At 59.4% G+C, this 13,559-nt stretch carries 12 protein-coding genes and 1 tRNA gene; 5 read left to right on the top strand and 8 right to left on the bottom strand.

Translation table 11 applies throughout. The annotated features are described in order from the left end of the window. Positions 1-4 precede the first annotated feature (4 nt). From ybgF to nadA, 5 genes are all read left to right on the top strand, one after another. The gene (gene ybgF / locus M5G20_RS20390) at positions 5-838 is read left to right on the top strand and encodes a tol-pal system protein YbgF (RefSeq protein WP_102670353.1); all 834 of its coding nucleotides are present in this window, start codon (positions 5-7) and stop codon (positions 836-838) included. 166 nt (positions 839-1,004) lie between these two features. Then, complete coding sequence (queE, locus tag M5G20_RS20395; RefSeq protein WP_056852655.1) at positions 1,005-1,652, top strand: 7-carboxy-7-deazaguanine synthase QueE; 648 nt, start codon at positions 1,005-1,007, stop codon at positions 1,650-1,652. A gap of 1 nt (position 1,653) precedes the next feature. After that, the gene (gene queC, locus M5G20_RS20400; RefSeq protein ID WP_273920532.1) at positions 1,654-2,346 is read left to right on the top strand and encodes a 7-cyano-7-deazaguanine synthase QueC; all 693 of its coding nucleotides are present in this window, start codon (positions 1,654-1,656) and stop codon (positions 2,344-2,346) included. Positions 2,347-2,409: 63 nt separating this feature from the next. Continuing rightward, positions 2,410-2,485 (top strand) — tRNA-Lys (locus tag M5G20_RS20405). Positions 2,486-2,757: 272 nt separating this feature from the next. Further along, positions 2,758-3,816, top strand: coding sequence for a quinolinate synthase NadA (gene nadA / locus M5G20_RS20410; RefSeq protein WP_273920533.1), 1,059 nt, complete (start codon positions 2,758-2,760; stop codon positions 3,814-3,816). A 76-nt stretch (positions 3,817-3,892) separates the two neighbouring features. Here nadA and M5G20_RS20415 read toward each other — a convergent pair whose 3' ends face one another. The 8 genes from M5G20_RS20415 to M5G20_RS20450 form a co-directional block, all read right to left on the bottom strand. Further along, the gene (locus M5G20_RS20415) at positions 3,893-4,381 is read right to left on the bottom strand and encodes an RDD family protein (protein WP_273920535.1); all 489 of its coding nucleotides are present in this window, start codon (positions 4,379-4,381) and stop codon (positions 3,893-3,895) included. A gap of 96 nt (positions 4,382-4,477) precedes the next feature. Next, positions 4,478-4,690 (bottom strand): cold-shock protein, encoded by a 213-nt coding sequence (locus M5G20_RS20420; RefSeq protein ID WP_003175786.1) that lies wholly within the window; start codon positions 4,688-4,690, stop codon positions 4,478-4,480. 403 nt (positions 4,691-5,093) lie between these two features. Next, positions 5,094-6,218: a glycine cleavage system aminomethyltransferase GcvT gene (gene gcvT / locus M5G20_RS20425; RefSeq protein ID WP_273920537.1), complete on the bottom strand. Its 1,125-nt coding sequence runs from the start codon at positions 6,216-6,218 to the stop codon at positions 5,094-5,096. A 36-nt stretch (positions 6,219-6,254) separates the two neighbouring features. Continuing rightward, positions 6,255-7,631, bottom strand: a complete 1,377-nt coding sequence (locus tag M5G20_RS20430; protein WP_273920538.1) for an L-serine ammonia-lyase — start codon at positions 7,629-7,631, stop codon at positions 6,255-6,257. 196 nt (positions 7,632-7,827) lie between these two features. Beyond that, the gene (gcvP, locus tag M5G20_RS20435) at positions 7,828-10,695 is read right to left on the bottom strand and encodes an aminomethyl-transferring glycine dehydrogenase (protein ID WP_273920539.1); all 2,868 of its coding nucleotides are present in this window, start codon (positions 10,693-10,695) and stop codon (positions 7,828-7,830) included. 11 nt (positions 10,696-10,706) lie between these two features. Next, the gene (gcvH, locus tag M5G20_RS20440; protein WP_273920540.1) at positions 10,707-11,090 is read right to left on the bottom strand and encodes a glycine cleavage system protein GcvH; all 384 of its coding nucleotides are present in this window, start codon (positions 11,088-11,090) and stop codon (positions 10,707-10,709) included. A 432-nt stretch (positions 11,091-11,522) separates the two neighbouring features. Then, positions 11,523-13,031, bottom strand: coding sequence for a sigma-54-dependent transcriptional regulator (locus tag M5G20_RS20445; RefSeq protein WP_150733685.1), 1,509 nt, complete (start codon positions 13,029-13,031; stop codon positions 11,523-11,525). A 163-nt stretch (positions 13,032-13,194) separates the two neighbouring features. Continuing rightward, positions 13,195-13,557, bottom strand: coding sequence for a DUF5064 family protein (locus M5G20_RS20450; RefSeq protein ID WP_150733684.1), 363 nt, complete (start codon positions 13,555-13,557; stop codon positions 13,195-13,197). Positions 13,558-13,559: the final 2 nt, after the last annotated feature.

Here is a 13,559-nt window from a genome sequence, read left to right on the forward strand (position 1 = left end):
CGTCATGCGAACGTGCCGTCGTGCTGTAACTGTTCTGGCTCTCAGTCTCGCGCCGCTTGCGGCGTGGGCTGCGGTTCCTGTGGTCGATAATGACTCCGGCTATAACAATAGCGGGAGCAGTTATCCGCCTGCAGGTTACGGTACGAACGGCGCCTATGCCGGGGGAGGGGTTTCGGCCCCTGTCTCGGCACAGGGCGAGCTGTTCAACCAACTGCAATCAATGCAGCAACAGATCGAGCGCCAACAAGGTGCGATTGAAGTTCTGCAAAATGATGTAGCGCGCATGAAGCAGGAGAACCTGGAGCGATATCAGGATCTTGATCGGCGCATAGGAACCGGCGTTGCACCAGCCGCGACTCCTGAAAATTCTTCCACCGGTGGTGATTTGAACGCCCCCGGTGCTGCAGCAGGTGCAGGGGCAGCTGCCGCCCAGGCACCCGCCGCAGGTAGCGAACCGGCAGATCCGGCGAAGGAAAAGCTCTATTACGATGCTGCCTTCGACCTGATCAAGGCCAAGGATTTCGACAAGGCCAGTCAGGCCTTCGCCGCATTCCTGCGTAAATACCCGAACAGCCAATACGCGGGCAATGCCCAGTACTGGTTGGGTGAAGTGAACCTGGCAAAGGGTGACCTGCAGGGCGCAGGCCAGGCATTTGCCAAGGTTTCGCAGCTTTACCCAAAGCATGCAAAAGTGCCTGATTCGCTGTACAAGCTCGCTGATGTGGAGCGCCGCCTGGGTCATACCGACCGGGTAAAAGGCATTCTGCAGCAGGTTGTGTCCCAATATCCGGGCACTTCCGCCGCTCAGTTGGCTCAACGCGATCTGCAGAAAATGTAAGCCTGTTTGCACCGTTTCGAAGAAACCCGCGCTTGTCGCGGGTTTTTTCGTTAGAATTCACGCCCTTTTTATGAAACACGCTTTTTGGGATCTGCGCATTGCCGGGGTTCCTTGAAGTGCCTGACGGAGGCGGACAGCCTGTTTAGCTGTTACGCCCGTGGCGACTATGCAAGACACATTGAGAATTACCGAAGTTTTTTACTCGTTGCAGGGTGAAACGCGGACTGCTGGCCTGCCCACTGTTTTTGTGCGCCTGACCGGTTGCCCTCTGCGTTGCCAATACTGTGACAGCGCCTACGCATTCACTGGCGGCACCATCCGCACCCTCGACGATATCCTCGAGCAGGTTGCCGGTTACCGTCCGCGTTATGTCTGTGTCACGGGCGGCGAGCCCCTGGCGCAACCCAACGCCATCCCCTTGCTCAAGCGCTTGTGCGACGCCGGTTACGAAGTGTCACTGGAAACCAGTGGCTCTATCGATATCTCGGCGGTAGATTCCCGGGTCAGTCGCGTTGTCGACCTGAAAACCCCGGGTTCGAAGGAAGCACATCGCAATCGCTACGAAAACATTGAGCTGCTCACGCCCAACGACCAGGTGAAGTTTGTTATCTGTTCGCGGGAAGACTACGACTGGTCCGTGTCCAAACTGATCCAGTACGGTCTGGACCAGCGCGCCGGTGAGGTCCTGTTCTCGCCAAGTCACCATGATCTGAATGCTCGGGATCTGGCGGACTGGGTTGTGGCGGATAACCTGCCAGTGCGCTTGCAATTGCAGCTGCATAAATATCTATGGAATGACGAGCCGGGGCGCTGAAATGAATGAACAACTGAACACTACTGAAAAGCGTGCGGTCATCCTGCTCTCCGGTGGCCTGGACTCGGCAACCGTCGTGGCCATGGCTCGCGCTGAAGGTTACAGCTGTTACACCATGAGTTTCGATTACGGTCAGCGCTCTCACGCTGAGCTGTACGCTGCCGAGCGCGTCGCCCGTGATTTGGGTGTGGTCGAGCACAAGGTCATCGGGCTCAACTTCAACGGCATGGGTGGCTCGGCGCTGACTGACAGCAGTATCGATATTCCTGAGGAACTGGGAGAAGGCATTCCGGTGACTTACGTGCCGGCGCGCAACACGGTGTTCTTGTCCTTGGCGCTGGGCTGGGCTGAAGTGCTCGGCGCACGCGATATCTTCATCGGTGTCAACGCGGTGGATTACTCTGGCTACCCGGACTGCCGTCCCGAGTTCATCGAGTCTTTCGAGCGCATGGCCAATCTGGCGACCAAAGCCGGGGTAGAGGGCAACGGTTTCCGCATTCAGGCGCCACTGCAGAACCTCAGCAAGGCGCAGATCGTCCAGGCGGGCACCAGGCTTGGCGTGAACTACGGGCTGACTGTTTCCTGCTATCAGGCCGACGATGACGGCCGTGCATGCGGCAAATGCGACAGCTGCCGACTGCGTGCGGAAGGCTTTGCGGCGGCAGGAATTAGCGACCCTACACCTTATTTTTAATTTATTTCAAAATAGGTGTTGAATAGTCCTTAAAAATCAGTATTATACGCGCCACCACACAGCGGGTCGTTAGCTCAGTTGGTAGAGCAGTTGGCTTTTAACCAATTGGTCGTAGGTTCGAATCCCACACGACCCACCATTTTCAAGCAGTTTTAAAAGTCTGGAAGGCCCACGAAAGTGAGGATTTCCGGATTTTTTTTTGCCCGCGATTTGTGTTTGCCCAATCCTTGGGTAGCAGCGCATGACGCAGGTCAGAATCATCTTTTGCATCCATCGGATATTCTGTAGCCTTGCGCAGCTTCAACGTTGTCCGTGCCTGATCAATACTCACTTTCCCGGCGGTACCCTGAAGGGTCCGGAGCCGGGTGTATACTCGACTTTCGCGCGAATGCGCCTGCAGGTCTTGCGAACATGACGCAGATTTCCGAACGCCTTCTGGTTCAAGCCCACCTCGACGCCAAGCAGCCCAAGCCGCTGACCGCCGATGAGGAAGCTCATTACCGTGCTGCCATCGCTGCCGAGCTCAAGGCTCAGGACGCCGTGCTGGTGGCTCACTTCTATTGCGATCCGGTTATTCAGGCCCTGGCCGAAGAAACCGGTGGCTGTGTCTCCGACTCGCTGGAGATGGCCCGTTTCGGCAATGCTCACCCGGCCAAGACCGTGGTCGTCGCCGGTGTGAAATTCATGGGCGAGACGGCCAAAATCCTCAATCCCGAAAAACGCATCCTGATGCCGACCCTGGAAGCGACTTGTTCGCTGGACCTGGGTTGCCCGGTTGACGAGTTCTCCGCGTTCTGCGATCAACACCCAGAGCGCACGGTCGTGGTTTACGCCAATACCTCGGCGGCGGTCAAAGCCCGGGCTGACTGGGTAGTGACTTCCAGCTGTGCGCTGGAAATCGTCGAAAGCCTGATGGATAACGGTGAAACCATCATCTGGGGCCCGGACAAACACCTGGGCACTTACATCCAGCGCCAGACCGGGGCCGACATGCTGCTGTGGGACGGTGCGTGCATCGTTCACGAAGAGTTCAAGTCCAAGCAGCTTGAAGACATGAAGGCGCTGTACCCGGATGCGGCAATCCTGGTGCATCCCGAATCGCCGACCTCGGTGATCGAGCTGGCAGACGCCGTCGGGTCCACCAGTCAGTTGATCGCCGCAGCCCAGTCCCTGCCGAACAAGACGCTGATTGTCGCGACCGATCGCGGCATCTTCTACAAGATGCAGCAGCTGTGCCCGGACAAAGTCTTTATCGAAGCGCCTACGGCCGGTAACGGTGCCGCATGCCGCAGTTGCGCGCACTGCCCCTGGATGGCGATGAATACCCTTGAGCGCACGCTGAAGAGCTTGAAGGAGGGGACGAACGAGATATTTGTCGACCCGGCGCTGATTCCTCAAGCGATTCGCCCGTTGAAACGGATGCTCGATTTCACCCAGGCTGCGCGGATGAAATTGGCCGGTAACGCTTAAAGTCTCTCAGGGTAAGTCGCAAAAAAAGTGTGGGAGCGAGCAGGCTCGCTCCCACACTGGTTTTCGTATGGCGGGACTATTTGGCTTTCTTCGGAATCCGCACCAGCTGTGTATTGGAATACATGTCGTGCCAGCTGCGCTTCTGTTTGTCGAACAGCGACCAGAAGAATCCCAGCCCAACGCATAGCAGCGACGCGATTGAAACGACAAAACGCAGCAGCGCCTGCCACAGGCTGATGGATGAGCCGTCAGCATTCTGCACGCGGATGCACCAGACCTGCATGCCGAGGGTCTGGCCCGAGTAAGTCCAGAATTTGGCGAAGAAGCCGAACAGCACAAACAGCAACACCGTCGACAGCAGCGGGTCACCGTCCAGTGCGCCGGCTTCGGTCAGGGTGCGCATTTTCTCTTCGCCGATGATCGCCATCTGGATCATCTTGTAAACGCCGCTGGTGACGATCAGCAGGGCGGTGCACAGAAGAAAGTCATAGAACATCGCTGCCAGACGACGACCCAGGCCAGCGGCAGGAAATTCGCCCTGGGGGGTAAGCAGGTGTTTCGACATGGGGTGTTCTCGGCGGAAAAAAGAAGCCATTTTACGGATTTACGCGCACAAAAAAGCCCCTGATGTCAGCATCAGGGGCTTTTTCGTTACAGAAGATTAAGCTTCTGCTTGTACTTCGTCAGCCTGCATGCCTTTCTGGCCTTGCACAGCAACGAAAGTCACTTTCTGGCCTTCTTTCAGGCTCTTGAAGCCGTTGCCCTGGATGGCGCGGAAATGCACGAACAGATCCGGACCGCTTTCAGGAGTGATAAAACCAAAACCTTTCTCGTCGTTAAACCACTTGACGGTACCGCTCTGACGTTGAGACATTTCTTATTTCCTTTGACGCAAAAATTAATGACAGTCTCCTTCTCATGAAAGAGTACTGGGGCTGGTTGCAGGAGAGTAAGAAGACGTCGAACGGGATGTAGCTAACTTGTAGGCTACTGCCCAGGTCACGATTCCAAGCGACCCATGCAAACACAGTGAACAAACTCTACGCCAACTACGGGAGAAAAAACAAGCCCTGTGAAAGGCCCGGATTTGCTCGGGTTGCTGGCATAGACAGGACAACTAGTGCTGGCTTATGCGATAGCCCTGTTCAATTGTTTTCGATCGTTATAAGCAAAGTTCATAATCGAAGCTTAGAGCCAAACGATGCACTATTTTATGGCAGTTGCGTTACACATTAGTGCGTTGTAAACGCAACTGCGTTACTTATAGGAACAGTTGATCAGCCACGATAGTAGCGTTGTGGAACAAATGGCATTTTGCTTACAAGCAAAGCCACCTTTTTCCCACGTACGATCGCCCACACCGGTGTGTCGAGAGCGACATACGCGCTGTCGACGTAACCCATGGCCAGCGGTGCGCCCAAGGTTGGCCCGAAACCACCGCTGCAGACGCTGCCGATGATCTCGCCGGCTTCGTTGACGATCTCAGCGCCTTCGCGCACCGGGGTGCGTTCTTGCGGCAGCAAGCCAACACGTTTGCGGCTGACACCGCCTTGTTGCTGGGCAAATACGCTTTCAGCGCCAGGAAAACCACCGGCACGCGCGCCATCGGCGCGACGCGGCTTGGAGATGGCCCACAACAGGCTGGCTTCGATCGGGGTGGTGTCGGTATTCATGTCGTGGCCGTACAGGCACAGGCCGGCTTCCAGGCGCAGGGAGTCACGCGCGCCGAGGCCGATGGCTTCGACTTCCGGCTCCGCCAGCAGGGCGCGGGCCAGGGCTTCGGCGTTCTCAGCCGGCACGGAGATTTCGAAACCGTCTTCACCGGTGTAACCCGAGCGGCTGACAAAACAGTCCACGCCCAGCAGTTTCACGCGGGCGAACTGCATGAAAGTCATTTTGGCCACTTCTGGCGCCAGACGTGCCAGTACAGTCACTGCCACCGGCCCTTGCAGGGCGAGCAGGGCGCGTTCTTCGAACAGCGGCTCGATGCTGCACTGCTCGCCAATGTGCTTGCGCAGGTGCGCCAGGTCTTGATCCTTGCACGCGGCGTTGACCACCAGGAACAGTTCGTCGTTACCCAGGTTGGCGACCATCAGGTCGTCGAGGATGCCTCCGCTCTCATTGGTGAACATCGCGTAGCGCTGCATGCCCACAGGCAGGTCGATGATGTCCACCGGTACCAGGGTTTCCAGGGCCTTGGCGGCATTGGCGCCGGTCAGGCGAATCTGGCCCATGTGCGACACATCGAACAGGCCGGCCTGGTCGCGGGTGTGCTGGTGTTCCTTCATCACGCCCAGCGGATATTGCACAGGCATGTCGTAGCCGGCGAACGGCACCATGCGCGCGCCGAGCTCGATGTGGAGCGCATGCAATGGGGTTTTCAACAGTTGTTCGGTGGACATATTCAGCTCCTGAAGAAGGGTGCGGATGAGCGTGCATCAGCACTCGATAATGTTGACCGCCAAACCGCCACGGGCGGTTTCCTTGTATTTGCTTTTCATGTCGGCGCCGGTCTGGCGCATGGTGCGAATGACTTTGTCGAGGGAGACGAAGTGTTGTCCGTCACCCCGCATGGCCATGCGCACGGCATTGATTGCCTTGACCGAACCCATGGCATTGCGCTCGATGCAAGGCACCTGCACCAGCCCGCCAATCGGATCGCAGGTCAGGCCGAGGTTGTGTTCCATGCCGATTTCGGCGGCGTTTTCCACTTGCTGCACGGTGCCGCCGAGGACTTCGCACAAGGCCCCGGCGGCCATGGAACACGCCACGCCGACCTCGCCCTGACAGCCGACTTCGGCGCCGGAAATCGAGGCGTTTTCCTTGTACAAAATGCCGATCGCTGCGGCGGTCAGCAGGAAGCGCACGACGCCGTCGTCATTCGAGGTCGGGATGAAGCGCATGTAGTAATGGAGGACCGCGGGAATGATCCCCGCTGCACCATTAGTGGGCGCTGTCACCACGCGGCCGCCGTTGGCGTTTTCTTCGTTGACGGCCAGGGCGTAGAGGTTGACCCAGTCGAGCACGGACAGCGGATCGCGCAGGGACGATTCCGGGTTCTTGCACAATTGCCGATGCAGCGCAGCGGCCCGGCGTTTGACCTTCAAGCCACCGGGCAGGATGCCTTCGTTGCGGCAGCCAGCGGCGACGCAGTCCTGCATGACCTGCCAGATCTTCAACAGGCCGGCGCGGGTTTCCGCTTCGGGGCGCCAGGCGCTTTCGTTGGTCAGCATCACCTGGCTGATCGACAGCCCATATTTGACGCAATGACCGAGCAAATCCTTGGCGCTTTTGAACGGGAATGTCAGGGGCGTGGCGTCTTCGACAATGCGGTCAGCACCGGCGGCGTCTTCATCAACGACAAAACCACCGCCGACCGAGTAGTACTCGCGGCTGCGAATTTGCAGGCCCGCAGCGTCGAACGCACGGAAAATCATGCCGTTGGGGTGGTAAGGCAATGGTTTGCGAATCATCGCCAGGTGTTCTTTCTCGTTGAACGCAATGCTGTGTTCGCCGAGCAGGTTCAAGTGTCCGCTGCCGCGAATGGCTTGCAAGCGTGCGGCGACGGTTTCGGTATCGACCGTGTCCGGGTGCTCGCCTTCCAGGCCGAGCAGCACGGCTTTATCGCTGCCGTGGCCTTTACCGGTGGCGCCCAGCGAGCCGTACAACTCGACTTTGACGCAGGCAGTCGCGGTCAGCAGTGCTTCACGGCGCAAGCCTTCGACGAAGCGCGCGGCGGCGCGCATCGGGCCGACGGTGTGTGAGCTGGAGGGGCCGATACCAATCTTGAACAGGTCGAACACGCTTAACGACATGAGGTTCTCCGGTTTCTTGTTATTAGAGAATCGACAGCAATCCTGAATAGGCCTCGATCCTGTAGGAGCTGGCTTGCCAGCGATGGCGGTGTTTCAGGCAACATGTGTGTCGGCTGATCCTCCGCAATCGCTGGCAAGCCAGCTCCTACAGGGGGGGCGACGTTGAGGGGGCGGATGAGTCCGCCCCCTCATTCGTTTAAGCGTAGCTTTCGATCGACGGGCAGGCGCAGACCAGGTTGCGATCGCCGAACACGTTGTCGACACGACCGACCGGTGGCCAGTACTTGCCTTCGATCAGCGAGGCAACCGGGTACACCGCTTGTTCGCGGCTGTACGGGTGCGACCACTCACCGACCAGCTCCGCCGCGGTGTGCGGGGCGTTTTTCAGTGGGTTGTCGTCCTTGTCCAGGGTGCCGTTTTCCACTGCGCGGATTTCTTCGCGGATGCGGATCATGGCGTCGCAGAAGCGGTCCAGTTCTTCCTTGGATTCACTTTCGGTCGGCTCGATCATCAGCGTGCCCGCTACCGGGAACGACATGGTCGGCGCATGGAAACCGAAGTCGATCAGGCGCTTGGCGACGTCATCGACGCTGATGCCGCTGCTGTCTTTCAGCGGACGCAGGTCAAGGATGCACTCGTGCGCCACCAGGCCGTTGCTGCCGGTGTACAGCACTGGATAGTGCTCTTCGAGGCGACGGGAAATGTAGTTGGCATTGAGGATCGCCAGTTGCGAAGCGCGCTTCAAGCCTGCGCCGCCCATCATGCGAATGTACATCCAGGTGATTGGCAAAATGCTTGCGCTGCCGAACGGTGCCGCGCAGACCGCGCCTTCCTTGCGCTCCATCTGGGCGTGGCCCGGCAGGAACGGGGTCAGGTGCGATTTCACGCCGATCGGGCCAACGCCCGGGCCGCCACCGCCGTGGGGGATGCAGAAGGTTTTGTGCAGGTTCAGGTGCGAAACGTCGCCGCCGAACTTGCCCGGTGCGCAGAGGCCGACCATGGCGTTCATGTTGGCGCCGTCGATGTACACCTGGCCGCCGTTGTCGTGAATGATGCCGCAGATCTCGCGGATGCCTTCTTCGAACACGCCGTGGGTCGACGGGTAGGTGATCATCAGCGCGGCGAGGTGTTCGCGGTGCTCGATGGCCTTGGCGCGCAGGTCTTCGATGTCGACGTTGCCGCGGGCGTCGCACGCGGTGACGACAACACGCATGCCAGCCATTTGTGCGGTGGCCGGGTTGGTGCCGTGGGCCGACGACGGGATCAGGCAGATGTCGCGACGGTCTTCGCCACGGCTCTGGTGGTAGGCGCGAATCGCCAGCAGACCCGCATATTCACCTTGGGAACCGGCGTTCGGTTGCAGCGAGATCGAATCATAACCGGTGGCAGCGCAGAGCATCGCCTCCAGTTCATCGGTCAGTTGCTGGTAACCGGCGCTTTGCTCGGCCGGAGCGAACGGGTGCAGGGCGCCGAATTCAGCCCAGGTCACCGGAATCATTTCGCTGGCAGCGTTGAGCTTCATGGTGCACGAACCCAACGGGATCATGGTGCGGTCCAGGGCCAGGTCCTTGTCGGCGAGTTTGCGCAGGTAGCGCATCAGCTCGGTTTCCGAGTGGTAACGGTTGAACACCGGGTGGCTGAGGATTGGCGACTGGCGTACCAGCGCAGCCGGGATCGTGCTGACGGCCGAAGCAGCGAGGGCAGCGAAGTCCGGCAGGGTTTTGCCGTTGGACAGCAAGGCCCACAGGGTTTCAACGTCGGCCTGGGTGCTGGTCTCGTCGAGGGACAGGCCCAGACGCTCGGCATCGACCACGCGCAGGTTGATCTGTTGGGCGCGAGCCTGCTCATGCAATGTGGTGGTGTCGGTACCGGTGGCCACGGTCAAGGTGTCGAAGAAGTTTTGCTGTTCGACGTTCAGGCCCAGGGCGGTCAGGCCTTTGGCGAGGATCGCGGTCAGGTGATGCACGCGGTTGGCGATCTGGGTCAGGCCTTTAGGGCCGTGGTACACGGCGTACATGCTGGCGATGTTGGCCAGCAGCACTTGCGCGGTGCAGATGTTGGACGTGGCCTTCTCGCGGCGGATGTGTTGCTCGCGGGTCTGCATCGCCAGGCGCAGGGCCGGCTTGCCGAAACGGTCCACGGAGACACCGACCAGACGGCCCGGCATGTCACGCTTGAATGCGTCCTTGGTGGAGAAGTAAGCCGCGTGCGGGCCACCGAAGCCCAGTGGCACGCCGAAGCGTTGTGCGCTGCCGATGGCCACGTCGGCACCGAATTCGCCCGGCGGGGTCAGTACGGTCAGGGCCAGCAGGTCGGCGGCCACGGCCACCAGCGCGTTGGCGGCGTGGAAGCGTTCGGTCAGTTCGCGGTAGTCGAACACGTCACCGTTGCTCGCCGGGTATTGCAGCAGCGCGCCGAAGAACGGCGTCACGTCGCTCAGTTCGCGCTCGTCGCCGACCACAACGTCGATGCCCAGTGGCTCGGCACGGGTGCGCAGGACGTCGAGGGTTTGCGGGTGGCAATGCACGGAGGCGAAGAACTGGTGGCTGCCTTTGTTCTTGCTCAGGCGTTTGCAGAAGGTCATCGCTTCGGCAGCGGCAGTGGCTTCGTCGAGCAAGGAGGCGTTGGCGATCGGCAGGCCGGTGAGGTCGCTGATCAGGGTCTGGAAGTTCAGCAGCGCTTCGAGACGGCCTTGGGAAATTTCTGGCTGATACGGGGTGTAGGCGGTGTACCAGGCCGGGTTTTCCAGCAGGTTGCGCAGGATCGGCGACGGCGTGTGGGTGCCGTAGTAGCCCTGGCCGATGAAGGTTTTGAACAGCTGGTTTTTGCCGGCGATTGACTTGATCAGCGCCAGGGCGTCAGCTTCGCTGAGGCCGTCTTCCAGGCCCAGTACGCTGGTGCCCTTGATGCTGTCCGGAATCACGCTGGCGCTCAGGGCTTCCAGCGAGTCAAAGCCCAGGCTGTTGAGCATGGCTTGCTCGTCGCCGGCGCGCGGGCCGATGTGACGGGCGATGAATTCGTTGGCGGTACTTATGTTTACAACGGCAGGATTAATCTGGGTCATGTCAGTGCTCCTCAGGCTTCGGCTTGGGCTTTGATCAGGCGGTCGTAGGCGTCTTGATCCAGCAGTTGGCCGACGGCGGCGGCATCGGCAGGTTTGAAGCGGAAGAACCAGCCTTCGCCCAGCGGATCTTCGTTGACCAGTTCAGGGCTGCTGTCCAGCGCCGGGTTCACTTCCAGCACTTCACCGTCGAGCGGCATGTACACGCCGCTGGCGGCTTTCACCGATTCCACGGTGGCGGCTTCGACGCCTTTGTCGTAGGACTGCAGTTCAGGCAGCTGTACGAAAACCACGTCGCCCAAGGCGTTTTGTGCGAAAGCGGTGATACCGACTGTGACGCTGCCGTCAGCTTCGGTGCGCAGCCATTCGTGATCTTCAGTAAAACGCAACTCGCTCATGGAAACTCCTAAAGGGGCCAGACTCGTCTGGTGGACGCGATTGAATGCTTGGGCGGTGCCCTGATTTATGAGGGGTTACTTAGCAAAATCGCGGCCAATGTTATTTTTTCTTTATAAATCAATTGGTTATTTGTTTTTGCGGAAGGCTGAAAAGGGCTGGCTGTAGCGAAATCGCTACAGCACGGAGGGAAGAAAAAAGCTGAGGTGGATCAAAGCCTTGCACAGCGGTGATCAGGGGAGAGTGTAGCGATATCGTTCCGCTGTAGCGCTTTCAGTACAGATGAAGGTCGCTTTTAAAACGATTTTGGATTGGAAACCCGAATTGTAGGAGCCGGCTTGCTGGCGATGGCGTCTTCAAAATCGCCATCGCCAGCAAGCCGGCTCCTACAGATCGAGGGGTATCAGTAAGAAAGTGTTTGGGGCCAACAGTGGTCACGGCTTGTTGGGTATGCCGTACTTGCGCAGTCGATGGGCAATCGCCGTGTGGGAGGTTTGCAGGCGGTTGGCCAGTTGGCGGGTCGAGGGGTAACTGACGTAAAGTTTTTCCAGCAGGGTTTTCTCGAAGTCGTCCATGGCCTGCTCCAGGCTGTCGACGTCGTGATCGCCCTGACGCGCGACCGAGGTGCCGGCGATGTCGAGGTCGCCGATGTCCACGAGGCTGCTTTCGCAAATCGCTGCGGCGCGAAAGATCACGTTCTGCAGTTGCCGTACGTTGCCCGGCCAACGGTTGCCGAGCAAGGCCGGATAGGTGCCCGGCGCCAGGCGACAGACTGGGCGCTGGATCTGCGCACAGGCCTGCTGCATGAAATAGCGGGCCAGCAGCAGAATGTCCTGGCCGCGTTCGCGCAGCGGCGGCACTTCGACATTGAGCACGTTCAATCGATAGAACAGGTCTTCGCGAAACAGGCCTTCGCTGACCATTTTTTCCAGGTCGCGGTGGGTCGCGCTGAGAATCCGTACGTTGACCTTCACCTCGCGATCACCGCCCACGCGACGGAAGCTGCCATCGTTGAGAAAACGCAGCAACTTGGCTTGCAAGTACGGCGACATCTCACCGATTTCGTCGAGAAACACCGTGCCCTGGTTGGCCAGTTCCATCAGCCCCGGCTTGCCACCGCGTTGCGCACCGGTGAAGGCACCGGGGGCATAGCCGAACAGTTCGCTTTCGGCGAGGTTTTCCGGCAATGCCGCGCAGTTCAAGGCCAGAAACGGCGAGCTGTGCCGCGCGCTGATGGCGTGGCAGGCCCGGGCCACCAGCTCCTTGCCGGTGCCGGTTTCGCCCTGGATCAACAGCGGTGCATCGAGGGCCGCCACCCGTTGGGCGCGGACCTTGAGCGTGCGGATCACCGGCGATTCGCCGAGCAGCGCATCGAAACCTTCGGCGTGGTCGTGATGCAGGGCCGACAGTCGTTCGCCGATGCGATTGGGTTGATACAGCGTGAGCAAGGCGCCGGCGTCGGTGATTGGTGTGGCGTCCAGCAACAGGGTCTGGCCGTTGACCGTGATTTCCCGCAGCGGCAATCGAAAGCCGTGTTCGAGCAAGGCGTCGAGCAACGCCGGGTCGGCAAACAGCTCGGCGATGCTTTCGCCGGCCGGCTCGCGACCGTACAGGGCGATCAATGCCGGATTGGCCAGCAGCACTTTGCCGGCGCTGTCCAGTGCCAGCACCGGGTCGGTCATGGCCGCCAGCAATGCATCGAGCTGCAAGTGCCGGCGCTGACCGGGCAGGATGTCGACCACCGTCACCGCTTGCACGCCGCGCACGCTGAACAGCGCATCACGCAGCTCTTCGAGAACTTCCGGGCTCAGGGTCGGGGCGTCGATGTAGACGTTGGGCGGGACCATTTCCACCGCGTCCAGATTGAGATTGCGCCCACCGAGCAAGGCCAGGACTTCCTGGGTGATACCGACGCGGTCGATGAAGCTGACGTGGATACGCATGGGGCGCTTTCGGATTCTGGAGTGCGGAGGGTGGCAAGTATGCCTTGGAGCAGGGGGTAAGGTGAAATCCGGCGCAGGACTTCAGGCCAACGATGATCCCTGCGGGAGCGAGCAGGCTCGCTCCCGCAGTGGATTGTGGTCGAGCACAGCCTGTGTGTTCGGGTTATTCGAAATGCTCGGGGTTTACCGGGTCGCCGGATTTCATATTCAACTGCTGCCGAATGTCTTCAAACATCAAATCGTAATGCTTGTGGACGGAGCCGATCTGGCTGTGCGTTTTCGGTATTCCGTACTTCTCGGCGATTCTTGTGACATCCCTGGCGAAGTTGTAGGCCTCCTCCTTGGGCAGGAAGAAGGGTTCTGACATGTCCTTGCCCTGAATGTTGCCATGCATGGTGAACTGAATGCCTTTTTCACCTTTGTCATTCTTGCTGACTTCATAGTCCAGGTGAATGTTGTAGCTGACATCATCCGGGGTCAGCGCATGACGTTCGATGTGCAAGTGACCTGGATCAAACTGTGCCATAG

The sequence above is a fragment of the Pseudomonas sp. TNT2022 ID1044 genome, assembly GCF_028656895.1.
GTDB classification, from domain to species: domain Bacteria; phylum Pseudomonadota; class Gammaproteobacteria; order Pseudomonadales; family Pseudomonadaceae; genus Aquipseudomonas; species Aquipseudomonas reinekei.